This window comes from Mucilaginibacter sp. PAMB04274 (assembly GCF_039634385.2).
Lineage (GTDB): Bacteria > Bacteroidota > Bacteroidia > Sphingobacteriales > Sphingobacteriaceae > Mucilaginibacter.
Genome location: NZ_CP155081.2, coordinates 357,992 through 383,096, shown reverse-complemented (window position 1 = coordinate 383,096; position 25,105 = coordinate 357,992). Strand labels below are relative to the sequence as shown.

Sequence of the window (25,105 nt, the reverse complement as noted above, 5' to 3'; positions counted from 1 at the left end):
GATAATTCAAATATGAGCATAACTCCCCCATATATTCAAAAAGGTGACCGTGTGGCCATTGTGTGCCCGGCAAAAAAACTCCCCCAGCCTATGGATGATGCCGTAGCTCTGCTGCAAAGTTGGGGTTTGGAAGTAGTATTAGGCGAAACTATTACGGCCGATTACCACCAGTTTGCTGGCGATGATGACACCCGTGCCCGCGACCTGCAACGCTTTGTTGATGACGACAGCACTAAAGCCATTTTTGCCGCCCGCGGTGGCTATGGCACCGTTAGGATGATTGATAAAGTTGATTTCAGCAGATTAAAAAGCAGCCCTAAATGGCTTATTGGCTTTAGCGACATTACTGTGCTGCATGCACATATACAACAGAACTTAGGCATGGAGACCCTACACGGCCAGATGCCAATTAACATCCCCGATGCCACATCAACCTCGCTTGAAACACTGCGGAAAGCCCTTTTTGGAGCCGAAGTAAGTTACCAGATACCGGCGCACCCCTTAAATAGAAGTGGCAAAGCCCAGGGCATTTTAACAGGGGGAAACCTGGCAATATTGGTTTCACTTTCAGGTTCGGTATCAGACTTCGATTATGAAGGCAAGATTTTATTTATTGAAGATGTAGGCGAGTACTTGTATAACATTGACCGCCTGATGTACACCTTAAAACGAGCAGGCAAACTGGCTAAACTAGCGGGGCTTATAGTAGGCGGCTTTACGGAAATAAAGGACAATGACATTCCCTTTGGCCAAAATGCACAGGAAATTATAAAGGCACTGGTTGATGAATATACGTACCCGGTATGCTTCGATTTTCCGGCCGGGCATGTGGCTAATAATTGCGCGCTGATTTTTGGCAGGGAAGTGCAGTTGGACGTAGAAAGTGCTGTTGTAAAGCTACTGTAAGAAAAGGGCTCATAAACAAAAAGCCCGGAGGCGAGTGCCTCCGGGCTTTATTTATTCTACTATAATTAATTACTTGTTATCTACTGCCAGTTTATTCAATATCAACTCATTAGCTGATATTGGCCAAATATAACCTTGTTCGGTTGGTGCTTTTGCCGACACAGACTGTTTAGCCGGTATAGTTTGCCTCAAGCGCATCAGGTCAATGTTACGTAAGCCTTCACCTATAAACTCGATGCGTCTTTCAGTAAGTATCTGATCAATCAATGCTGCATTGGTAGCAGGCGCCAAGGTAACTGTTGCGTCCGAACGGCGGTGAACCGCATTCAATAAAGCTAATGCCTGTGCATCTGGAACGGCAGCGGCGGCGGCGGTGCGTGCACGGGCTTCGGCCAGGTTAAGCAACACTTCGGGCCAGCGCATTACAGGTGCATAATCCTGGTATTGGCCACCCGTAGGGAATTTTGAAACCCAGAACTTATTTGATCTTGCGAACAAGAGATCTGTTCTTCTTTTATCGGCAGCCCCCCATTGTGGGTTAGATAATATACCGTTAGGTAATGAACTAACTGCATACTCACCCACGCCCGGCGTACTACCATTCTGAAACCAGTAGTAACCCAGCTGATTTTGGCCGCCCGGGTTTTCAACGCCGGCAACAAATGGCATGGATAGTATAGACTCAGTAGTGGTATAATTTGTAAAAACTGTTTTAAGGTCGGCCTGCAGCTCATGTGCAACACCAGAAGTTGCTTTAAAAGGAGCTGTGGTCGGCACCATCTTGTTTGCCTCAATAATTACATCATTATAACGCTGCATGGTTAAAAGAACACGTGTTTTGAACGAAATTACAGTATTTCTGTGTGCCCTGGTTACAGTAACTGTAGCGCTGGGCACGGTACCCACCGTTGCATAGGCGCCTACCGGTACTGCAGTTTCTGCAAAGTTCAAATCCTGTAATATCTGATCATAAACCTGTGCTACGCTAGCTCTTGCTAAATCATAGTTGCCGGCACCGGTATTTCCGGTTAAACGCAGCGGCACGCCCGGATTAGCGCCATTATTATCTATATAGGGTTTTGCATACAGTTGTAATAAACTATAGTAACACAAAGCTCTCAAAAAGCGAGCCTCGCCTATATAAGCATTAGACGTAGCGGCATTACCAATAGTAGCTGTCCCGGTAGCTTCCATTCCTTCCAAAAATACGTTAATACGGTTGATGGCTAGATAAGCCTGAGCCCATAGGCCTTGTACGGCCGTTGCGCTGTTAGCTAAATTTAACTGATATACATCTGCACCAGTAACCAGGTTAGATGTTTCTATCTGAAAGTCCTCTCCACGAATGTCATTATAAACCTGGTAACGGCCACCATAAAATGTGCCACTCCTGATTGTTGCATATAATCCGTTAACCCCGGCTACAATTCGTGCTGGCGTGGTTAAAGCAGTTTCTGCCACAATAGAATCTTTCGGCACATCATTTAATCGTTCTTTATTGCAAGCTGTAAATACCGAAGTACCCACCGCCAGAACTGTTGCAAATAAATATTTCTTGTTCATTGCTTTTTTTTGAATCGTATAACAATAATTAAAACCCGAAATTCACACCGAATGTAATGGTACGGGCGTTAGGGCCACCGTTTCTGTCAGATCCCTGACCAGAAGAACTTGTTCCGTTGGAGGCAACTTCCGGATCCGGACCAGGATATTTAGTAGCGATAGCCAAATTTTGACCGCTTACATATATGCGGGCATTGTTAACTTTTATTTTTGAGGCAATTGATTTAGGTAGATTATACCCTAACGTAACGTTTTTCAACTTCACAAAATCGCCCTTAAATATGTTGAAATCACTTGGAAGGGTGTTGCCATAAGATACGTTATCACCGTATATTGGTCTAACCGCATCTTTAACATCGCCAGGTTTGGTCCAGTAATCCAAAAGGTCTGTAGTGTTGTTCCAGAAACGCTGATCGTGCAATGTAGCGTTTGAGCCATAAGACACATAAAAACCAAGCTGGTAAGTCAATAACACATTCAGGTCAAAACCTTTATATCTGAAAGTATTGTCAAAACCACCTACCCATTTAGGAATAGAATTTTGATAATAAACTGCATCAGCAGCAGTGATAGCCGTAGCTGGTGCACCGTTGTCTAAATAGCTCCATAGCGAACCGCCTGTTGGAACAATGTGCTGATAAGTTACAGCACGGCCGGCTGCGTTGTAAAATATTCTTCGGCCTGTTTGCGGATCCACACCACCTGTACGCACTACCTTTAAATATCCTAATGATTTACCAACTGTGGTATAGTTTACATTCTCACCGGTAGTTGTAGTACCTGTTGCTGTAACTATTTCCGTTAAACCATTTGCCAGTGAAGTAACCAGGTTTTTATTTAAAGTAATGTTGAAGTTGCTGGTCCAGTTAAACTCTTTGGTTTGAATAGGTACACCGCCTAATGTCAACTCAATACCTTTGTTGTACATGGTGCCAACGTTTTGTAAGATACTATTTGGAAACCCTGCAGAAGGCGGTTGAGGTACGCGAAGAATTAAATTATCAATATCATTCTTGTAGTATGTGATTTCACCGGTTAAGCGGTCACCAAACATACCGAAGTTGATACCAACGTCTGTTTTCTTACTGGTTTCCCACTGCAATACGTTATTGCCTGCAGCAGAAAACGATAAAGACGGAATGCCGGCGTAAGTACCAGAACCAAATGTTGACAAGTAATCATAACTACCTAAACCGGCTATATTGCCCACCTTACCATAGCTACCTTTAACCTGGAACGAGCTGAACACTTTATCTAAACCGGCACCGGTCCAGAAGGATTCACGAGCTATTTCCCACTTGGCACCCACACCATAAAACGTACCCTTTTTAACACCTAAACCCGAGTAATTATCCTCGCGTACGTTACCGCTTATAAAATATTTCTGATCGAAGTTATAGTTTAAGCGACCAAAGAATGATGCCAGATAGTTGGAAGAAATAATTTGACTGGTAGACAAGTTGGTTGCATAACCACCTGCCTGTACCACATTAAAATCTAAATCAGCCAAACCCTGGCGGTTAATGCCGTATCCCCTGGTTGAAGTAAACTGTTGTTCCTGTCCTGCTAATAAACTCACACTATGTTTAGTAGCAAAAGTGTAGTCAAACTGTGCAGTGTTTGTCCAGGTTTGGCGGGCATATTTTCTGAAAGCACCGGTAGCTGAACCCACGGTCGATACCGCATCACCGTGTATCGGGTTACCAAAAAGATCATTATCACTATCGATGTAATCAATACTGTACAACGACCGAAGATTAACCCAGCTCACCGGCTTCAATTGTGCATAAACGTTGCCTTGTGCGTGGTTAATTTCGTTGTTTGAACGGTTTAAATCGAACAAAGGCACAGGGTTGTAGAAACCAGCCTGGTTACCTGCCAGGTAGTTGGCACCCGGGCCTATATATTGCGTGCCAATGTTGTAAGAGCCATCAGCGTTGTAGGGCGAAACATTGGGCGCTGTTACCATGGCTGTACGGCCTAAACCGGCTGTACCGTAGGCTTCTTCATTTAACGAACCTGAAGAAACCGCAGCCAGGTTCTTTTCGTTTGAATAGGTGAACTTACCACCGGCAGTAAGCACTTTATTTATCTTGCTATCCAGGCTAAAAATGGTGTTAATACGTTTGTAATCATTTTTGTTGTATATACCTTTTTGATTGGTATAGCCAAATGAAGCATAATAACTGGTATTATCATTAGCGCCCGAAATGTTTACGTTATGGTTTTGTGATACACCCTGACGGTAAACAACTTTTTGCCAATCGGTATCTACTACGTTTCCGTTGGCATCGTATTGCAACCTGAACTCCTGAGGGTAAAACTGCGTTGGGTTAGTACCAGGTATAGCTACCGCAGATGCTGCTACAGAACCCGGACGTATAGCTCTTGCGTTGGCAATAGCCGTGTTTTTATAATTCGTATACTCAACGGCGTTCATCATATCGGGTAAACGATACGGGTTAGTAAAGCCCACCCAGCCATTGTAGTTAACTATTGGTTTGCCTACTTTACCTTTTTTAGTGGTTACAAACACCACACCGTTGGCTGCCCGGCTACCATATAACGCTGTAGCAGCAGCATCTTTAGCAACCTCAATACTTTCAATATCATTTGGATTGATGTTTGACAAGGCATTACCAGCTGATGAGGTTAAGCTAACATCGCCCGTAAAAACTACTTGCCCGTCAATAACAAAGATTGGCTGCGAGCTTAACGAAATTGAGTTTGTACCGCGGATACGGAAGACCGGGGGTGAGTTCAGCACGCCTGTAGGTATGGTAATTTGTACACCTGTTGCTCTACCGGCCAGTGCCTGGTCAAAACTTTGTACCGGCAATTGTGAAATGGAAGCGCCTTTTACACTGGCAACGCTACCTACGGCAGCTCTCCTGGTTTGGGTACCGTATCCGGTTACCACAACTTCATTCAGCGCGCTGGCCGAACCAACTAAGGCTACATTTTGCCTGTCGTTGCTTGGTGTGATGGTTTGGCTTTCGAAACCAATGAATGTAAACACCAAGGCTTGCCCACTGGCAACTTTAATGTTGTACGTACCATCCGGACCGGTTTGCGTTCCTGTTTTGGAACCTTTCACCATTACACTCACGCCGGGTAACGCGAGGCCATCGGCTTTACTGGTAACTGTACCAATTACAGTTCGGGTTTGTGCATAGGCATGACCACCTATAAGCAGCAAAACCCACAAAAATCTTTGTAAAGTTTTTTTCATCAGTTAATAGTTTAGTTAATCGGCAACAATGTAGAACTATTAACACAAAAACCCAATTAAAATCTACTATTTTTTTGTCTTTTTGTAAGAAACACTTAAATATTTTGCAATAACTGTTATTAATTAACCCAATTTATAACAAAACATACAAAATATAATTAAAATACAAGCGAAATTGACGCGAATTTCCAGTTTCGAAGAATTTCTTAAAACTTTTTACTCTTTTTTCATCTTAACCGTTCATCCAACTATCTTAACCATCCATCTAACTTTAGTTACACTTTTAAATTGTTTTTGGCAGATTTGCCTATATGAAAGGTGATTACAGTTATTATAGCGGCTCCTTCTTAAAGCTTAACCGCAACAATGCTGCTATAGGAGTTATTGTAGGGCTGTGTTTATGTGCAGTGCAATCTGTGTTTAGGGAAAGAATAATGGCCACCAAGGATATACTGATGACCATTATGTTTAGCATTGTTATTACCCTAAGCATAACCAACAGTGTGTACTTGTACCAACGCTTCCTTAAACCTAAAAAAAAGGTTAATCTGTGGCAATTCATCCTGGTATACTATGTATGCAATCTGTTGGGTATGTTTATCGGTGTGGAGCTTTCTTATTTCTTCGTATCGCTCATTTTTCACCTGAAGTACGTTCCGCTTGCTCATTTTAACGATTACAAGTTCACCTTCATCGTTGTGCTCATTGTAGGCACCATTATTTATTTTTATATGGCCCAAAAAGCCACTATGAATGCACAGATTAAAGAAAAGGAGTTGGATCTGGCGCGCCTTAAGCAATTAAAAACACAGGCTGAACTGCAAACACTGCAATCTAAAATCAATCCGCATTTTTTATACAACTCACTTAACTCTATAGCCAGCCTTATACATGAGGATGCCGATAAAGCCGAGGACATGACACTTAAACTATCCAAGCTTTTTAGGTACAGCATTAATTCGCAGCAGGAGAACATGGCTTTAGTGAAAGATGAAATGGAAATTGTAAATACCTACCTGGATATTGAAAAGGTACGCTTTGGCGATCGCATTAGCTTTAATTCGAGCATTGATAACAATTTACTTGATAAACGTATACCTCGCTTTCTGATCCAGCCACTGGTGGAGAATGCCCTTAAACACGGACTTAACCATACTGCCAAAAACGGCATACTCGAGGTAAACCTCAAACAGCAAAACAATAAACTGATTATAGAAGTGGTAGACAACGGCCCGCCCTTTCCAGACGAACTGAACATGGGCTATGGCATGCAAAGTACTTATGACAAGCTCAACCTACTCTATGGTGAAGGTTATGAAATGCAGCTCATTAACACCCCGAGGAAGCACATTTTTTTAAGCTTGCCTATTATTTAATTAACCGTCCTTTTTTAACTTGTATATGAAAACCTGGAAAACCTTAATTATAGATGATGAACAACTGGCACGCCAGCGCCTGAAACGACTGCTTAAACCTTTTGAAGAGTTTGAAATTATTGGCGAGGCCGTAAACGGTGCTGACGGCCTGGAGCAAGTTGACGAGTTAAAGCCTGAGCTGATATTTTTAGATATTGAAATGCCATTGCTTAATGGCTTTGAAATGCTGAGCCGCTTGCAGCACCAACCCAAGGTTATTTTTACTACTGCTTACGATCAGTATGCCATTAAGGCATTTGAGGAAGACTCGATAGATTACCTGCTGAAACCTATTGAAACCGAACGCCTGGAAAAAACGGTTAAAAAGCTAAGGCAAACTATGCAGCAGCCCGCCCCCGCCCTGCCGTTAGAAGCCTTAATGCAGCAGCTTTTTGTTAAAAAAGACATTAAAACACTTACCGTAAAAATAGGTGATAAGATACTGCTTATTAAGCTGGATGACATTATTTATATAGAGGCCGAAGACAAATACGTTTTTTTGCATACCAGTGATGGCAAAAAGCACCTTACCGATTTTACCATTACCGGGTTGGAAGAAAAACTACCCGAACGCTTTGTACGCATTCACCGTAGTTCTATTATTAACACCGATCATATTAAGGAGATACGCAAGGGGTTTAACGGCGCAATGGTTTTTGTAATGAATAACGCCACAGGCAGCAAACTTACCTCCAGCCGCTCAAACGGAGAAATGTTGCGCAACAGGTTTGATATTTAAATCAATTTCAGAACATATAGTCAAGAGTTGATATCCAAAAACACGCCGTTGATTGTGCATTTTAGCTTTAGGTGCTCAAGGCTAATACACCTCAGCTATAAAAATACTGGGCGCATCAAACGTCAAGCTAATAAAGCCGTCGGCCTGGGTTTGGTAAGCCTGCGCTGATAATTGCTGAAGGCCTTCCGTACTTACAGGCGTATCAACCGTTAATAGGGTAACCGTTTCGCCTGCAGGTTTCCATTTGCGAAAACCAGAAGTTATGGCATAAATTTTTTGGTGCTTATAGAAGATGACCACGTTAATTTGGGCAACATAGCTTTCATAGACGCGAAGGTCTAACTCGTCGGCTACAACATTAACAGCAGGATAGCCTTTTGTTACCAGGAAATGGAAAGCGGCCTGCAACCAGGACTGGCCGTTGGTATGGATATATTGTACATCTGATTGCAAGTCGCCGCTTACCTCATCACTAACAATATAATCTATTTTAATGCCATACACAGCCAGCTGTTCGGCTACGGGCAGTGTGGCTATCACGGTGGGGCTCCACTCTAACAACTGGCCCAGTTCCTCATCGGTAAAGGTGCTTAAGCCTACTATCAATAGAGCCGGCTCCTGCTTTTCGCGTACGATATGGTGTGATGACATATTTTGTTTTTGACTAAACGCCTTTACCAGGCAAATACTATGTTTGTAAACACAAACCGGCTTAGCTGGTATATGTGTTTACAAACAACTTTAACTCCGCTAGCGCCAAAGGTACAATGAATAATAACTACACCCAACATAACGTAGCGCTACTGGTGCACACCTGTGACCGTTACCGTTTTCTGTATGATGGGTTTAGTTATTTTTTTAACCAAAACTGGGATTTCGACACGCAGTGTAACTACTATTTTGCTACAGAGGAAGTGAGCGTAAGTTTGCCCCACTTTGCCAACATCAAATCGGGCCGGGGCGAGTGGGCCGACAGGCTGCGCCACCTGCTGCAAAATGTAATCACCGAAAAGTATATTATCTACTTTCAGGAAGATATGTGGTTGAACCGGCCGGTAAGCAGCAGCTTTTTTAATGAGCTATTTGCATTAATGGCCCATAACCAATGGCAACAAGTAAAGTTAGATAGCGCCGATATTTACAAAACGCATCCTACACCTTATTATATAGAAGGTTTTAATATAGCGCTGCTCGACAATAAAACATCAGGCTATTTAATGTCGCACCAGGTTACGGTTTGGGAAAAGGAATCCCTGATTCAGCAATTGCACAAGGGTGAGCATCCCTGGCGCAACGAGCGCAAAGGCACCAAGCGCCTCAAAAAGCTCGATCCGCAGATATACCATATCGATTACTTTGCACAGAACGGCCAGCAGGCTATTAATCAAAACCAGGTGCAAATAATGAGGAGCGAGTACCATACCGTATCGGGCAATAGCATGTTACAGGATAACGTACTTCCTTATATAAAACCGCTACAGCAGGCCGGAGCTGAACAACAGGCCTATGCCGCTCAATTACTGCATCACTATCAAAACCAACTAACGCACGACGGCCAACCCAAACCCCGTAAGGAAGACATTTTCAAGAAGATTAAAAACTTCTTTAAGCGTTAGGTAAACGCTACGGCCCCAAAAAAAGCTCGTTCAAAAAGTAAGAAGGGAATAAGTCGACTAACCTATTCCCTTCTATAAAATTATTTTAATACCTCCGGTATCACTTTACCAATACAACCGCTCGGCATTTGGATATGTAGTAAAGCAGCCAGCGTGGCCGATATATCTGTCATATGCGTATCTCTATTGAGAGCACCATGTTTTACACCCCAGCCCATAAATACCAGCGGTATATGCGTATCATAAGGTGAACTAACCCCATGTGAGGTGCCCGTTTTGTTGCGGCCCGCATACCAGCCCGGTTTCAGTATAAGTTGTATGGCACCGCTACGTTCGGCATTATAGCCGTTAACCATGCGCTCCTTCAGCTCTTCCGGTATGCCGGCTTGGGCTATGTTCTGCATATCTGCCGCATACAATACTCCTTCCTGCTTACGTAACCAGTTAATGCAGTCTTGCTTTATTTTATCAAAATCAGCTTTGCTGTTAGTAATAGCTATGTTGTTAAAATTAACCTGATAGTTATCAACCCCCAATACCGCACGTTTAACTTTGTACTGTTCTTCTATCATGCGGTTTAACTCGCGTATAGCCACACTACCATCAAATAAGCCGGTCGGGATATTATGATCTTTCAGGAAAGTGCTGTTATGCGCTGCGCCATGATCGGCCGAGAGGAATACCGTATAATCACCTTTGCCTACTTTGGCATCCAGGTAAGTAAAAAATGCAGCCAGGTCGCGGTCTAAACGCAGGTACACATCTTCGGCCTCAATAGAATTTGGCCCAAACTGGTGACCTACATAATCGGTTGATGATAAGCTCACCGCCAAAAAGTCGGTTTGCGTACCGCGGCCCAATTGCTCGGCATCTAACGCGGCCCGGGCAAAATCTAGCGTTAGGGTGTTACCAAACGGCGTGCTGCGGATGGCACCGTAATCGGCTCCCTTAATGGCAGGCAAATTATGCGGAAAAGTAGGCGTTGTTTCGCTTCTGTACGGCGTTTCATACGGCACATTATCGGCAGTGCTTTGCTTGTAGGTGTCTATGGGGTAAAGTGTTGTCCAGGGCTTGGTTAGGTATGTACCAACCAATTTTTGCTCATTAAACTTTTGCACCCATGCCGGTAAGTTTTTAAAGTAATAAGTGCTGGTTATAAAGTTACCGCTAACATCATCAAACCAGTAAGCGCCATCAGGCGTATGGCCGGCAGGCAATATGCTGCCACGATCTTTCAGCGCAATGCCAATAACCTTTGAACGGAAGTTGGTTGCCAGCTTCAGCTCATCAGTAATAGTGCTGGCCTGCAGGTTACGGGGCGACATGATGCCGGCCGGAGAGGTTGTACCCACACTTTGCACGGTAGTATCCTCGGCGCAATACATGTTGCGGCCGGTGGCCTGTATATAAAAGTTATTGGCTGCTATGCCATGTATGGCCGGTACGGAACCTGTATAAATACAGCTATGACCCGGACCAGTTTCGGTTGGTAGATAATCGATATGTGTATTTTCGCAGGTAAAACCTTCGCCCAGCATGCGCTTAAAGCCACCGGCCTGGTAGCGATCGGCAAAGCGGTACAGGTAATCCCAGCGCATTTGATCTACTACAATCCCTACAACTAATTTGGGGCGGGCTACGCCAGCAGTTGCAGCGGCAGAGGTTTTAGCTTTTTGTGCAGTGCTTATTAAAGGAGCTATGGCCAGAGCGGCCAACAGCAAACGTTTTATTATCATTATAGCCTGTATTTGTAAGGTTCAAATATCAACAATGAAAATAAAACACTATGTGATTTTTTTGTTATGATTTTAAGAATATTAAGATCAGTTTATGCCCCGCCAACTGCCTTTTTACCAGTAACCACTTGCAAATGTCGCTGTGATTTGTGATGTGTTACCTGGCGCAGGCGTTTAGCCTTTGGCTTCTTGCGTTTGCCCAAATAGATTATTAACCCGGTAATGGGCAGGCTGGCACAAATCAAACTGGCTATAAAAGCAATTATCTTGCCCGGCAAGCCAGCTATCTGACCTACGTGTATGTCGTAGTTCATATTGTTCAGTTTCATGCCGGTGCTTTTTTTAGCATGGGGCATGTAATTGAGCAGTTTGCCAGTGTACTTATCAAAGGTGTAATAATCATTAAAAGCATATTTGAGCGATTGCGCATACGCGGTGGCATGCAGTGCCCCATCTGCCCCGGCGCCTTCATACAGCATATACATCAAGGCTTTGGGTGATTGTTTGCGTATGTAAGCATAGGCTTTGTCTATAATAGGTTCTGGTGCAACGTTTCCTTTGTTAAGCGAGTCTGATTTAAATTCTTTTAACTCGGCAGCATAGCTTTTACCCAGATTACCGGCTTTGTATATGCCTTTCTCCATCCACTCAAAACTCATGGACAGGCCCGTTATGGCTAATATGAGCGCTATAGCGGTAGAATAAAAGCCCAGCACATTATGAAGGTCATAATTAACACGCCGCCAGCGACCATTCCATTTTACGGTAAAGCTGCGTTTGCGGTCTGATTTGCGCTTAGGCCACCACAGCACAATGCCGGTAATCATTAGCGTTACAAAAATAAGCACCGCCACACCTACCACCACTTTGCCAATTTTAGGAGGGAGGAGCAGATACAGATGTATAAATTCTACTATGATAAAAAAGTTGGTGCGTGGGTTTTCGTCAGACAAATACTTACCGGTGTAAGGATTGAAGTACATGAAGTGCTGCGCCTTCTTTTCATCCGTTAAGCGAACCTGTGCCGACCGATCTGCACCCATGTAGGCCACCATACCCGCCTTACCTTTAGGGAACTGCTTTAAAGCGGCCTGCTGCAGAGCCGTAGGCTTAAGGTAAGGCGCATTACTTACCGCTACTTTTCGGTAATCATACATAGCATCCTGTATCTCGTCCTGAAAACAGAATAAACAACCGGTAATGCTCACTATAAACACCACAAGCCCGGATACAAATCCGAGCCAGCGGTGAACAAATAGCACAGCTTTTTTAAAAGCAGTCATATGTTAAGCGTTTAAGGTGCTGTTAAAATTTAAACGTCAGGTTGGCTACTACGCTGCGAGGCATTTGTGGCTCCACGGTTGTCCATCCTTTAAAATATTCTTTATTAGTTAAATTATCTACCTTAATACCTAAGCGGTACTGGCGGGCATTGTAAAATATAGTGCTATTCAATACGGTATACGATGGCAAGGTAAACTCACCTATGCGGGTATCATTGGCAATAATGTTTTTACCAGCATAATTACCGCCAAAGCCTACACCAAAGCCGCTTAATTTACCGGTTGGCTGCGTGTAGCTAATCCAAAGGTTAGCCAGATCGGCCGGACCAGCACTCACCGGCCTGCGGCCTTGTACAGTTGGATCGGCATCGGTTAGCTTGCTGGTATTATGACTGTAACCGGCAACCAGGTTCAACCCGTCAACAGGGTTGGCAATGATGTCAAGCTCAAGGCCTTTACTTTTTTGGGTGCCATTTTGTACGGTAATATTATAGCTTTGGGTTCCCCGTACCACTTGCTCGGTACGGGTCATGTTCTTAACCGATATATCGTAGTAGCTTGCAGTAAAGGTTAAGCGGTTTCTAAAAGTATTCACCTTTACACCGCCTTCAATCTGGTTGGCCTGCTGTGGTTTAAATACGCCCGAAACATCAGGCAGGGGCTGTGTTACCGGAGCCACGTTACGGAAACCATTCATGTAGTTACCAAAAAGGGAAACCTGATCTTTTACCAGCTGGTAAACCAGCCCGAATTTTGGCGATACGGCAGTTTGCTTATAATCTCCTGTTGTAAGGTTGGTAGCCAGGTTATAAGTTCCGTCGTTATCAAAGCGGTCTACCCGTAAGCTGAGCATGGCCAGCAAGCGGTCGGTTACATTTAAAACATCTGATGCATAGGCACTGTAAACGTTGCTGATGGTGCGGTTCTTGGTGTACCCAGCTGTGCTGGCGCCAATGCGGGTTACTATTGATGACTGGTTGATATTTGCATACCGCAGATCGTTACGCGAGGAATTAACCTGATCGAACAGGATATATGGAGCATTGTTGTTATGCGTAATCTGGTTCAGGAAATCCAAACCCACTACTATACGGTTGCGTAAGCCGCCTATCTTAAAATCGCCATTAAAGTTCTGCTGCACATCAACCACCGTACTGGTTGAGTTCTGAATACTGGCATAACGGTTTAGCAAAGTATCACTGGCGCCAATGTACATCACATATTGGTTAATACCATCAGTTTTACGATAGCTGCGTGACAGGCTGGTTTGCGACGTCCACTGATCTGACATCTTATAGGTGGCCACACCGCGTACGTTTACAGTAGGCGTTTTAATGGTAATATCATTGGCGGTGTATGAGCGTTTAAAATCAAAGTTAAGTTCGGCCGGTGTACGGGCAATGAGCTGCCTGCTGCGGTTCAGGAAAACCATTAGCGGGTTAGTGCCTTCGTAATTGTAAAACTCAGCATTCAAGTTCAGCGTAAGCTTGTCATTGGCACGAAACTCTAATGATGGTGCTACAAAGAATGATTTACGGAAACCTACATCCTGAAAACTATTTTGATAATGATATGCTGCATTTACACGGCCCAGCAGTTTCTGGCTCTTATCCAGCGGACCATATACATCGGCCTGCAAACGGCTCAGGCTAAAATTACCGGTTGAGTAAGATATATTGCCACCCAGCGTATCAATTGGCCGTTTAGTTACCACGTTGATTAAACCGCCAAAGTTGGTTAACGCACCGCCAAAAAGCGTACCCGACGGACCTTTTATAACCTCTATCCTTTCAATGTTGGATGGATCCAGGTCGCCGTTGGTTAGGCCGGCAATACCATCAATCAGCGAGGGTTGTATAGTAAATCCACGTAAGGTATAATATGCCGCGCCATCACCTGCCCTGCCTGTTGATGACCAAAGCTTATCAAGCCCCGGTGTGTTTTTTAGCGCATCGTTAAAGTTGGTTGTAATTTGCTCGGCCAGCAGTTCTTTAGAAACACTGCTGAAAACCTGCGGATTTTCGAGATTACTCAACGGCATCTTAGCCACATAAGGGCTTTTACGCGCGGCCAGCCTGTTAATTTTATTTGAGGTAATATTTACCGCGTCTAACTGCGCCATATTACTGCTAATGGTAACAGTTGGCACAGTTACGGTTTGACCGGCCGTAACATTAACTTGTGTTTCAATAGGTTTTATACCAACGTATGATACTACCAAGGTATATGAACCAGACGGTGCCTTAAAGCTATATTCGCCATGATCAGAAGTTATGGTACCATACTTAGTACCTTGAAGGCCCACTGACACATTATCGGCCGGTTTGTTATCGGATGTTAAAATTTTACCTTTTATAGTGCCACGGTTTTGCTGCGCAAAGGTTGCAGCCGTACCAAAAGCTACTAAAATGAATGTAAAAAGTAATTTGGTATATAGCTTATTCATTAATTAAGGGGGTTGATATATAAAAAGGAACTTAAATGTTAAAATCTGTAACCAATAGAGGCACGTACTACGGCCGGGGCCTCGGCCTGCCAGGTGTAAACCCTGCTGCCGGTTGGGCTTAAATAATTTTCGCTACCGCCCGAGTACAGGTACGTGTTTAGTATATTGTTTACGTTTACCGCAAAGCTTAACTTTTTGATCTGGTAGGATGCAGCAGCGTCAAGGCGGAAGTAGTTGGGCAGATCAGCTGTGCCTGCGCCCAGGCTCCAGGGTATACGGTTAAGCTGCCACTGGTAACCGGCCGATAAGCCCAAACCCTTTAAAGAGCCTGTTTGTACGCGGTAGCTTAACCAGGCATTGGTAACATGTTTGGCAAAGCCGGGTACCGGAGTACCCACATTGGCAGGGTCGGTATCTTTTGATATTTCAGAATTAGTATAGGCATAGTTGGCCATTAAGCTAAGGCCGCTTACAATTTCGCCGCGGGCGTCAAACTCAACGCCGTGCGTTTTGGTTTGGCCCAGTTGTACTACCAGTCCGCTGGTTGGGTTGTTAGGATCCCCTACTAACTGGTTGTTTTTGGTGATTTGATATACCGAGACCGAGGTACTCCATTTGCCGTTGAACCAATCGCGTTTTATACCGCCTTCAAGGTTGTTTCCTGTAATAGGGTCAGGGCTCCCTCCGCCAACAAGATTACCAGTTTGCGGCAAAAACGCCTGATCATACACACCATATACTGCAGTGGCATCATTAACAGAATAGCTTAAGCCAACACGTGGTGTTATTTTTCTGTCGTTAGCACCAGCTTCAACTGCCGTAACATGGGTAAAGCGGCCAGCCAGTGTTAAGCGCAGTTTCTGATTTAAAAAGCCTAGTTCATCCTGCACATAAACCGATTGGTAATGCTGCATACTGGTAGCACCTGCACCGCGCTCGCTAAGCGGCTTAGTGCGGTCAAAAGCTGGCATTGCAACTGCGCCGTTGTTAGGGTGATTTATGTTAAACGGCGTAACGGGATCAAGCGAGCCCGACTGGAAGTAATCGGCTACGTAAAATTTGTCGCCAAAATCCAACCCGCCCAAAATGCGGTGTACCACAGTGCCCGTTTTAACTTCGCCGTTTACAAAGGCTTGTGCAAATTTGTTACGGTTGCTGGCATCCCACAGGCCCAGGCTGCGGTCAAGGTCGCCATTGTTTTGTATATAATTTATCCAGTAGCTGTAAGCATTTTGCTTGTAATTAAAATATGCTGCCTGCGCCGTAAATTTCCACTTATCGTTAAACTTGTGCTCAAAGTTTAAGAAAGCGCTATGATCGTATATGTCTGATGCCGGCGAATTTTCGGGCGCAAGGGTGAAGTTGCGCGACAAGCTTTCATAACCATTTGTAGAAAACAGGTAAGCCGTACCAAAGGCATTCATGCGCTGGCGCTGGTAAGTATACTCAGCGGTCAGCATGGTTTTATCGCTGAATTTATAGCGCAGTACCGGTGCAATAGCCATACGATTGGTAAAATCATAAGGGCGCCAAGATTCTGATAGCTGCCCCATCAGGTTTAAGCGATATTGCAGTTTACCGTTGCTGGTTATTTTGCCATCAAAATCGGCAGTGGCCCGGTAAGTGTTAAAGCTGCCTGCCGTAAAATCAAACGACTGGCGGTTTACATCCGTAGGCTTTTTGGTAACTACATTATAAAAGCCGGACGGATTACCGTTGGCCAGCATAAAACCAGCCGGACCTTTAACAAACTCAATACGGTCAACAAACGACATATCTTCGTTCAATGGCCCCCAGGTGGCTTCGATGTTCATTCCGTTACGAAAAGGCGCCAACCTATCGCCACGGGCGTTAATGCGGGCGTAATTACCCCAGTGCTCCTGCATGGTTAAACCGCTTACATTGCGCGATGCACCTTCGAGCATGGTAAATACCACCTGATCTTTCAACTGATCGGCTGTAACTACCTGGATGTTTTGCGGCACCTCCAGTAATGGCTCGTTAAGGCGCAGTGTAGGTGATGGATTATCTACCTTATATTTTTTTGTTTTGGCTTTAATTGCTACTTCGGTTAGCTGCTGTGCATTTTGCTGTAACATAAAATCGACTGTAACCGATTTACCGGCAACAACGGTTACATCTTTCTCGGCAGGTAATAAACCGATGGCTGATACCGACAGGGTATAAGATGCCGCCGGGGCCTTAAAAGTATACTCCCCGTTCTCGTTGGTCATACTGCCGTAACGTGTTCCCTTCAGGTTAACGGATACATTATCGGCCGGCTTATTATCAGAAGTATAAACTTTGCCTTTGATGGTTCCGCGGTTTTGCCCAAAAGCTGTGGCCGAAGCTAACAGAAAGAAAAGTAAGGTAAAGACTAAGGTTTGACGGCGTTGACTCATTTTATTTAGACTTATTATAAATAACGCCCAAAAATATAAACAAGTCATCAAAAAGCAAACTTATTTTTAATTATTCTAAATAAAAGGCTGGAAAGGTGTGATTTTGATGGCGTGAGCTACACTTATACATTTTAAGCTGAGGGAGGCTATTTATTTATAAGCTGGCGACATGGCTATTTTCTTAAGCCTGGCTAACGCTACTAACCGAATAAGATTTCTCTATCGCCCGAAATTAGGGAAAGTTTAAGCGGTAATATCAGCGCCGCAACTGTACTGTTAAAAGTGTGGGGCAGCATCGTGCCCGGATGGACTGCTAACCTTGAGCGGTTATAAGTATAGCGCAATCCAGGGGGGTTGCTTTTTGAGGCGATGCAAATTTAGGGTAATAATCTACAACACCTTTAACCGCACCTACAATCCGCGTTTAAGCGTTAAAACGCTTACTTTTTCTTTACAGCTACACTGTTTTGTGTAACCTGATGACAGTTATGCAGGCTGTTGGCGTCGACTGCTTATTATACGCTCGCGGTGTTGCATTCCCCATAGTCTTAGCTCAGAAAGCACCTTATCTAATGACCGGCTGTAGGGTGTAATTTCATAAGTAACCGTAACCGGCGTAGTATCATAAACCCTCCGTATCACAAACTCATTCATTTCGAGGTCCTTTAATTCTTTAGAAAGTATTTTGGGCGTAATATCGCCTAAGGCGCGCTGTATATCCTTAAACCTCAGAGGGCCTTCAGAAAGCGCTAAAATTAAGGGCAGTTTCCATTTGCCGCTCAGCACATAAAGCGCATCCCTTACGGCACCCACGCTGGCTTGGCACACCTCACGGGCAAGTCGGTTTGGCAGGCGTGTTTCAGTTATTTCTTCCATTAAATTAGCTTAAAGGTATTAGTATCTTTAGGATAGTAAATATAAGATGGTTAACTTTTATAAACAAGCAACTCCGTTACTGCCTAAAAATAAAGGGACCCCGATTACTCGCAGGTCCCCTCTCTCTACTATCACTATTTACAACGCAAGGTTATCTCCAACCGCCCCCAACAGAGCGGTACAGATCGACAGTAGCATCAAGCTGCGCCTTTTTAATGGCAGCCAGTTCCAGTTCGCTTTGCAGTACATTGCTTTGTGCAGTTATTACTTCCAGGTAGTTAGCCATCCCGTTTTTAAACAGCAGGCTCGCGTTACCGGTAGCCTGGCGCAGGGTTTGTGCCCGGTTAGCTATTATGGCTTGTTGCTGGTTTAGTTTATCTAAACGCACTAAGGCGTCAGATACTTCACCCACAGCAACCAATACCTGCTGACGGAATTGAATGATCGATTTTTCGCGTTCTACCCTGGCCAGTTCGTATTGTGTTTTCAATTGCCCGCGCTGAAACAGCGGCTGAGTTAAGCCACCTGCCACCGTACCAAACAGCGAGGCCGGTATATTAAACCAATTGCTGGCCCTGAATGAGTTTACACCACCCTGCGCAGTTATGGTTAATGATGGATACAGCTGTGCTTTGGTAACGCCAACCTCTGCATTGGTGCGCGCCACATCCAGTTCGGCGCTGCGCACATCAGGGCGCAGGCTTAGCAGGGTTGATGGCAAACCTGCCGATAATACCGGTGATACCGGAACGGCATCCAGGGTTTGGCTGCGAATTACAGCGGCAGGTAATTTACCGGCCAGTATACTCAAAGCATTCTCCTGAATGGTGATGTCCTGCTCAAATTGCGGTATTAAACGTGCTGCGGCCAGTTGCTGCGCCTCGGTTTGTTGTACGGCTAATGAGGTTACCTGGCCTGCGTTAAACTGCAGGCGAACAATACGTAAAGTACTGTCATTTAACCGCAGATTTTTGCGGGCTACGGCCAACTGTGCATCCAGCATAAGCAAGTTATAATATCCTTGCGATACGCTGGCCACAATTTGAGTCTGTATGGCTTTGCGCGCCTCTTCGGTTTGCAGATATGAAGCTAAAGCTGCAGCCTTACGACTGCGGATCTTACCCCAAATGTCGGCCTCCCATGATATGTTAGCCGCAGCGGTATAGTCCTCAATGTGTTTGCTGCCCAGAAATTGGTTCAGGCTTAGTCCGTTCAAGCTATTGTCTGACGGGCGGTTGGTGGTAGCCGTAACATTTACGCCTACGGCGGGCAGATAACCCAGTTTGGATTGTTTATAGGTGAGCTCTGCTGCTTCGATATTTTTAACTGCTATCTGCAAATCGTTGTTGCGGGTTATAGCGCTATCGATAAGGTTTTGCAGGGTAGTTTCGGTGAAGAAACTTTTCCAGGGCAACCGGGCTATGGAAGCTGTATCGGTTACTGTGGCTGAGCGGTAGGAAGTGGGCAGTTGCTGATTAGGCACCTGCACATCCTTAGATACCTTACAGGCGCTCAGCACCAGCAGCAACGCTGCAAAAAGGTATCCGTTTATGTGCTTTTTCATGATGGTTCATTAAGAGCCCCTCCCAAACCCTCCCCGATAGGGAGGGCTTTTGAAGAGCAAGGTGTTTAAGGTTATATTTTTATGCGGGGTTTACTTCATGTTGAACGGCAACCGCATGGCCGTGGTTATTATCGGGGTGTTTTACAATTACCGGCACACCACTAATGCGCTCCTGCAAGTGCTGAAAAACTACGAATAATACCGGGATGATGAATAAGCCCAGCACTACACCGCTGAGCATACCGCCGGCTGCACCAATACTGATGGAATGGTTACCCTGAGCAGACGGCCCTGTAGCTGTCATCATCGGAATCATACCGGCGATGAATGCAAGCGAGGTCATGATAATAGGGCGCAGACGTGAACGGGCGCCTTCCAGTGCGGCATCAATTAAACCAGCACGGTTGCGGCGGCGTTGCAAGGCAAACTCTACAATCAGAATAGCGTTTTTAGCCAGCAAGCCAATGAGCATAATGAGGGCTACCTGTACGTAAATGTTGTTTTCGATACCGGTTAAGCCTATGGCTGCAAATACACCGAATAAACCTGTTGGAATTGATAGGATAATGGCCAACGGTAGGATGTAACTTTCGTACTGGGCAGCCAGCAGGAAGTAAACAAACACCAAACAAAGCATAAACACTACGGCTGACTGACCGCCCGATGAGATCTCCTCACGGGTTTGGCCAGAAAACTGGTAAGTAAAACCGGCCGGTAGTTGTTCAGCGGCAGTTTCCTCAATGGCTTTAATGGCATCACCAGAGCTAAAGCCCGGTTTTGGGATAGCGTTAATTTGTATAGAGTTGAACAAGTTGTAACGTGAGGCGGTTTCAGAACCATAAACACGGGTTAGTTTAACCAGCGTATTGATCGGCACCATTTCGCCAGCCTTGTTTTTGACAAACACACGATCAATAGATGTAGGGTCGGTTTTGTCAGCAATATCAGCTTGTACAACCACGCGGTAGTATTTACCAAAGCGGTTAAAATCTGATGCCTGGGCGCTACCAAAGTAGGCTTGCATAGTTTGTAAAACGTCTTTCACGTTTACGCCAAGCTGGTTGGCTTTTTCATCGTTAACCTCTAATTGTAATTGCGGATAATCGGCTTTAAAAGATGTGAAAGCGTAGGCAATAGCCGGCTTTTGCATCAGCTTGCCAATAAAGTTATTGGCCACGCCGCTAAACTTATCCAGCTTGCCGCCGGTTTTATCCTGCAGTACCATATCCAAGGCTTCCACGTTACTGAAACCCGGTACGGTAGGGAAACTGAACACAAAGAAACTACCTTTTGAAATAGCACCCAGCTTACCTCTGATAACGTCTTGTATAGCGTTGATGTCTTTCACCTCGCCACGTTCTTTGTTATCCTTTAGCAACACAAACACAACAGCTGATGAAGGGCTGTTAGAATTGGTAAGCAGGTTAAAGCCCGATATAGCAGTCACAAACCTTGCAGCTGGTAATGCACGCAGTTCGGCTTCGGCCTGGTTCAGCATTTTGGTAGTTGCATCCAGCGATGTACCTGAAGGGCTTGATACGGCAATAGCCACGAAGCCCTGATCTTCTGTGGGGATAAAGCCTGATTTGGTGCTTTTAACCATGTAAATGGTAACGGCAGTTAATAAAGCCAAACCGGCCATACTTGCCCACTTGTTACGCACCAGGAACTTTAAGCCACCAACATAGCGATTGGTTAAAGCGTTAAAACTGCTGTTAAACCCTGCGTAAAACCGCTGAACAAAGCCTTTCTTAGCATCCGGGTTGCCATTATGGCTGTGATTGCTCTTTAAGAACAAAGCTGCCAGTGCAGGACTTAAAGTTAAAGCGTTAACAGCTGATATCACAATGGCTATTGACATAGTGAAGGCGAACTGACGGTAAAATATACCGGTTGAGCCATCCATAAAACCAACAGGTAAAAATACCGCCGCCATAACTAAGGTGATGGAAATAATAGCGCCTGTAATTTCGTGCATGGCCGAGGTTGTTGCAGCCTTTGGAGCCAGGTGCTCGTTCTCCATTTTGGCGTGTACAGCCTCCACTACCACAATGGCATCATCTACCACAATACCAATGGCCAGTACCAGTGCAAACAGGGTGAGCAGGTTAATAGAGAACCCGAACACATTCATGAAAAAGAACGTACCTAAGATAGCTACCGGAACGGCAATGGCAGGAATTAAGGTAGAACGAAAATCCTGCAAAAAAATGAACACTACGATAAACACCAGTATAAAGGCCTCTATCAAAGTATGTTCAACCTGGCTTATAGATTCATCGAGCGCGGTTTTTGTACGGTAAAAGTTATTGTATTTAATACCTGCCGGAAAGTCTTTCGATGCTTTTTCCATCAGCTTGTCAACCGCTATCTGAATTTCATTGGCGTTAGAGCCGGCTAGTTGTATTACACCCAGTGCAATACCATCATGGCCGTTCAGGTGGCTCACGCTGGTGTAAGAGTAAGCGCCTAACTCTACACGGGCTACGTCTTTTAAGTGCAGTACCGAACCATCGGCGTTGGCACGTATAGCAATGTTGCCATACTCTTCTGGCTTGGTAAGCTTGCCTTTATATTTAATAACATATTCAAATACTTCCTTGCTGCGCTCGCCCAATTTACCCGGCGCTGCTTCAATATTTTTATCCTGTATGGCAGCCATCACCTCAGCAGGAGTAATTTTGTAGGCAGCCATTTGGCCCGGGTTGAGCCAAACACGCATTGAGTAATCTTTAACACCACCAAATATGCTGGCCGAGCCCACACCGGGTATCCGTTTAATTTCGGGGATGATGTTGATTTGGGCGTAGTTAGCTACAAATGTCTGGTCGTATTTTTTGGGATCTTCGGTATATATACCCACAGCGCCAATTAAACTGTTTTGCTGTTTAGTGGTAGTAATACCCTGCTGTATAACCTCGGCCGGTAACTGGCTGGTGGCCTGGGCTACGCGGTTTTGCACGTTTACAGCGGCCTGATCGGGGTTGGTGCCTTGTTTAAAGTAAACTGTAATGGCTAATGAACCATCGTTACTGGCGGTTGAGCTCATGTAGCTCATATTTTCCACACCATTAATAGCTTCCTCAAGCGATGGTGCAACAGAACGTAGTACGGTTTCGGCGTTTGCGCCGGGATAAACAGCTGCAACCAATACTGCCGGCGGGGCAATATCCGGAAACTGTTGCAGGGGCAGTTTGGTTAGGCCTAACACACCCAGTATCACCAACAAGATGGAGATAACGGTGGAGAGTACCGGCCTTTCTATGAATTTCTGAAACATGACTTTTATGTTTAGCGTTGGGAACTTAGTTTTTTGCTATGGCAGCTGCTTTTTCAGGCGCTTTTTGCGGACTTATTTTCATGCCGTCTTGCAGGCGGTCAACACCGCTCAGCACAATTTGCTGGCCCTCCTTTATACCATCCTTAACCAGGTAATTACTACCGCTTTTACCGGCTATGGTAATAGGCTGTTTAGCTACTTTGTTACTGTCGCCAACGGCGTATACAAATACTTTATCTTGCATTTCAATAGTAGCATCCTGCGGTACAATGGCTACCTTGTTGTGTTGCAGGCTTAATCTTACCCTACCGGTATTGCCAGAGCGCAATAAACCAGAAGCGTTTGGAAAGCTGGCCCTTACGGTGATAGCACCGGTGGTTTTGTCAAACTGTCCGTCAATCATATCAATTCTGCCAGGCAACGTATAAGTGCTTTGGTCTGACATTACAAGTGATACCGGCGGCAGGTGTTTAATTTTATCTTGCAGGGTACTGCCGGCATATTGTGATTTAAAGTTGATAAAATCGGTTTCACCAAGGGAGAAGTACACATGTACCTCATGCACGTCAGATAGCTGGGTTAAAGCCTCGGGATCATTCGGTGCTACCAGGCTACCTTGTTTTTTTAACAGGCGGCCAATGTAGCCGTTTACCGGCGCTTTAATTACCGTGTAACCTAAGTTAATTTGCGCTGTGCCTACCTGCGCTTTGGCCTGGGCTACATTAGCCTGCGCTACTTGTAAAGCAGCTTTGGCAACCTTAAGCTGATAATCAGATACTACTTTATTTTGTACCAACGGGGTAAGTTTTTCAACCTCAAGACGGGCGTTGGCCAATGCACCTTCGGCTGCGGCCTGGCTGGCTTTAGCGTTATTTAATGCCTGGCGGTAAGGGTTTTCATTGATTTTAAATAACGGCTGACCTTTTGATACATAAGCGCCTTCATCGGCGTAAACGCGGTCTAAGGTGCCACTTACCTGCGGACGTATCTCTACGTTAACGGCACCTTCAACCGATGCTGGGTACTCCTGATAAGTGGTTGCAGTATCGGTATGTATAGCAGCTACAGGCAATGGCTGTGGTGGCGCAGCCTGCTGTTGTGCCGGCTTTTCTGCACAACCGTACAAAAAGGCTGTAAGTGTTAATAGGATTGCTAGTGATTTCATGATAATAGGGATTCTTGTGTTGTTGCTTGTTGTCAAAGTTGCGTTGTTGTAGATTACGGATGAATGATGTTTGATAAATAAAGGCGTTGATTTATGTCAATACTTCAATTAAAATATCACCCATTAAACAGTGTTAAACTATTTAACACTGTTAAGCTATGTAAAAGCCGTAGGGAAACATGGACTAAGGTGTATCATACTATTTTATGATGTTTACTTATTTAACACTGTTAAGTACCGGACTAAAAAAAATCAATCCTTAATGGCTCTTATAATTCCGCCAATAGCCTCTTTTAATACTTGCTCGTTTATACCATCGGGTACGCTTTGGCGCACCAAATTAATGGATATTAAACCGTGCACAACCGACCAAAAAGTGTAATAACGTTTACAAACCTCTTCCTCGGCAGCGTTCTCACCAATCAACTGTTTAATGACTTCAAAAATCATATTAGCCGGAGCTTCCACCTCAGGTACGTTTTGCTCAAACACACAACAGTTAACCTCAATACCAAACATCAGCTGGTAAAGCTCCTTTTCGGCAAAGGCAAAGTTCCAGTAGGTGAGCCACATAGCTTCAAGCTGCTTTTCGGGCAAGCGGTGCGCATCGCGGGCAGCTTGCATATCGTGGCCTAAAATGCGGTATCCTTTTTTGGTAAGTTCCAGCATTATGGCCTCTTTATTGGCAAAGTATTCGTAAATTATAGGAGCAGTATATTCAATAATATCGGCAATCTTGCGCATACTTAATGCCTGCCAGCCTTCAGTTTTACCAATACACAGGGCAGCGTCCAGAATGTTACTTCTGGTTTCTTCTTTTAATCGCATTATCCTGTCTTTACTGGCCATTTTATGAAGGCATTAAATTATTTAACACTGTTA

General features: G+C 44.7%; 16 protein-coding genes. 4 read left to right on the top strand and 12 right to left on the bottom strand.

The features are described 5' to 3' along the window. Positions 1 to 12: 12 nt before the first annotated feature. Positions 13 to 906, top strand: a complete 894-nt coding sequence (locus tag ABDD95_RS01685) for an LD-carboxypeptidase (RefSeq protein WP_345950173.1) — start codon at positions 13 to 15, stop codon at positions 904 to 906. A gap of 69 nt (positions 907 to 975) precedes the next feature. On the opposite strand, the gene ABDD95_RS01680 is transcribed toward ABDD95_RS01685, so the two are convergent. Together ABDD95_RS01680 and ABDD95_RS01675 are read right to left on the bottom strand one after the other, a co-directional pair. Then, positions 976 to 2,469 carry a RagB/SusD family nutrient uptake outer membrane protein gene (locus tag ABDD95_RS01680; RefSeq protein ID WP_345950172.1) on the bottom strand — a complete coding sequence of 498 codons (1,494 nt, stop codon included), beginning with the start codon at positions 2,467 to 2,469 and terminating at the stop codon, positions 976 to 978. A 28-nt stretch (positions 2,470 to 2,497) separates the two neighbouring features. Further along, positions 2,498 to 5,701 (bottom strand): SusC/RagA family TonB-linked outer membrane protein, encoded by a 3,204-nt coding sequence (locus tag ABDD95_RS01675; RefSeq protein ID WP_345950171.1) that lies wholly within the window; start codon positions 5,699 to 5,701, stop codon positions 2,498 to 2,500. A 311-nt stretch (positions 5,702 to 6,012) separates the two neighbouring features. Here ABDD95_RS01675 and ABDD95_RS01670 point away from each other — a divergent pair, with 311 nt between their 5' ends. Both ABDD95_RS01670 and ABDD95_RS01665 read left to right on the top strand, forming a co-directional pair. Next, positions 6,013 to 7,077 carry a histidine kinase gene (locus ABDD95_RS01670; protein ID WP_345950170.1) on the top strand — a complete coding sequence of 355 codons (1,065 nt, stop codon included), beginning with the start codon at positions 6,013 to 6,015 and terminating at the stop codon, positions 7,075 to 7,077. A gap of 25 nt (positions 7,078 to 7,102) precedes the next feature. Beyond that, positions 7,103 to 7,855: a LytTR family transcriptional regulator DNA-binding domain-containing protein gene (locus ABDD95_RS01665; protein ID WP_345950169.1), complete on the top strand. Its 753-nt coding sequence runs from the start codon at positions 7,103 to 7,105 to the stop codon at positions 7,853 to 7,855. A gap of 81 nt (positions 7,856 to 7,936) precedes the next feature. Here the strand turns inward: ABDD95_RS01665 and ABDD95_RS01660 are convergent, their stop codons facing one another. Continuing rightward, positions 7,937 to 8,506: a thiamine pyrophosphokinase gene (locus ABDD95_RS01660; RefSeq protein WP_345950168.1), complete on the bottom strand. Its 570-nt coding sequence runs from the start codon at positions 8,504 to 8,506 to the stop codon at positions 7,937 to 7,939. Positions 8,507 to 8,622: 116 nt separating this feature from the next. Between ABDD95_RS01660 and ABDD95_RS01655 the strand changes: the two genes are divergently transcribed. After that, positions 8,623 to 9,471: a hypothetical protein gene (locus tag ABDD95_RS01655; RefSeq protein WP_345950167.1), complete on the top strand. Its 849-nt coding sequence runs from the start codon at positions 8,623 to 8,625 to the stop codon at positions 9,469 to 9,471. A gap of 80 nt (positions 9,472 to 9,551) precedes the next feature. Here ABDD95_RS01655 and pafA read toward each other — a convergent pair whose 3' ends face one another. From pafA to ABDD95_RS01610, 9 genes are all read right to left on the bottom strand, one after another. Beyond that, positions 9,552 to 11,207 carry an alkaline phosphatase PafA gene (gene pafA, locus ABDD95_RS01650; protein ID WP_345950166.1) on the bottom strand — a complete coding sequence of 552 codons (1,656 nt, stop codon included), beginning with the start codon at positions 11,205 to 11,207 and terminating at the stop codon, positions 9,552 to 9,554. A 92-nt stretch (positions 11,208 to 11,299) separates the two neighbouring features. Continuing rightward, positions 11,300 to 12,490 (bottom strand): PepSY-associated TM helix domain-containing protein, encoded by a 1,191-nt coding sequence (locus ABDD95_RS01645; RefSeq protein WP_345950165.1) that lies wholly within the window; start codon positions 12,488 to 12,490, stop codon positions 11,300 to 11,302. A 22-nt stretch (positions 12,491 to 12,512) separates the two neighbouring features. Further along, positions 12,513 to 14,936, bottom strand: coding sequence for a TonB-dependent receptor (locus tag ABDD95_RS01640; protein ID WP_345950164.1), 2,424 nt, complete (start codon positions 14,934 to 14,936; stop codon positions 12,513 to 12,515). Positions 14,937 to 14,974: 38 nt separating this feature from the next. Further along, positions 14,975 to 17,338 carry a TonB-dependent receptor gene (locus ABDD95_RS01635; RefSeq protein ID WP_345950163.1) on the bottom strand — a complete coding sequence of 788 codons (2,364 nt, stop codon included), beginning with the start codon at positions 17,336 to 17,338 and terminating at the stop codon, positions 14,975 to 14,977. 486 nt (positions 17,339 to 17,824) lie between these two features. Further along, the gene (locus ABDD95_RS01630; RefSeq protein WP_345950162.1) at positions 17,825 to 18,214 is read right to left on the bottom strand and encodes a helix-turn-helix domain-containing protein; all 390 of its coding nucleotides are present in this window, start codon (positions 18,212 to 18,214) and stop codon (positions 17,825 to 17,827) included. A 151-nt stretch (positions 18,215 to 18,365) separates the two neighbouring features. After that, a complete protein-coding gene (locus ABDD95_RS01625; RefSeq protein ID WP_345950161.1) occupies positions 18,366 to 19,778 on the bottom strand; it encodes a TolC family protein in 1,413 nt (470 codons plus the stop codon). 79 nt (positions 19,779 to 19,857) lie between these two features. Continuing rightward, positions 19,858 to 23,058 carry an efflux RND transporter permease subunit gene (locus ABDD95_RS01620; protein WP_345950160.1) on the bottom strand — a complete coding sequence of 1,067 codons (3,201 nt, stop codon included), beginning with the start codon at positions 23,056 to 23,058 and terminating at the stop codon, positions 19,858 to 19,860. Positions 23,059 to 23,083: 25 nt separating this feature from the next. Beyond that, on the bottom strand, positions 23,084 to 24,223 hold the full coding sequence (locus ABDD95_RS01615; RefSeq protein WP_345950159.1) for an efflux RND transporter periplasmic adaptor subunit: 1,140 nt from the start codon (positions 24,221 to 24,223) through the stop codon (positions 23,084 to 23,086). Between the two features lie 252 nt (positions 24,224 to 24,475). Continuing rightward, a complete protein-coding gene (locus ABDD95_RS01610; RefSeq protein WP_345950158.1) occupies positions 24,476 to 25,051 on the bottom strand; it encodes a TetR/AcrR family transcriptional regulator in 576 nt (191 codons plus the stop codon). Positions 25,052 to 25,105 lie beyond the last annotated feature (54 nt).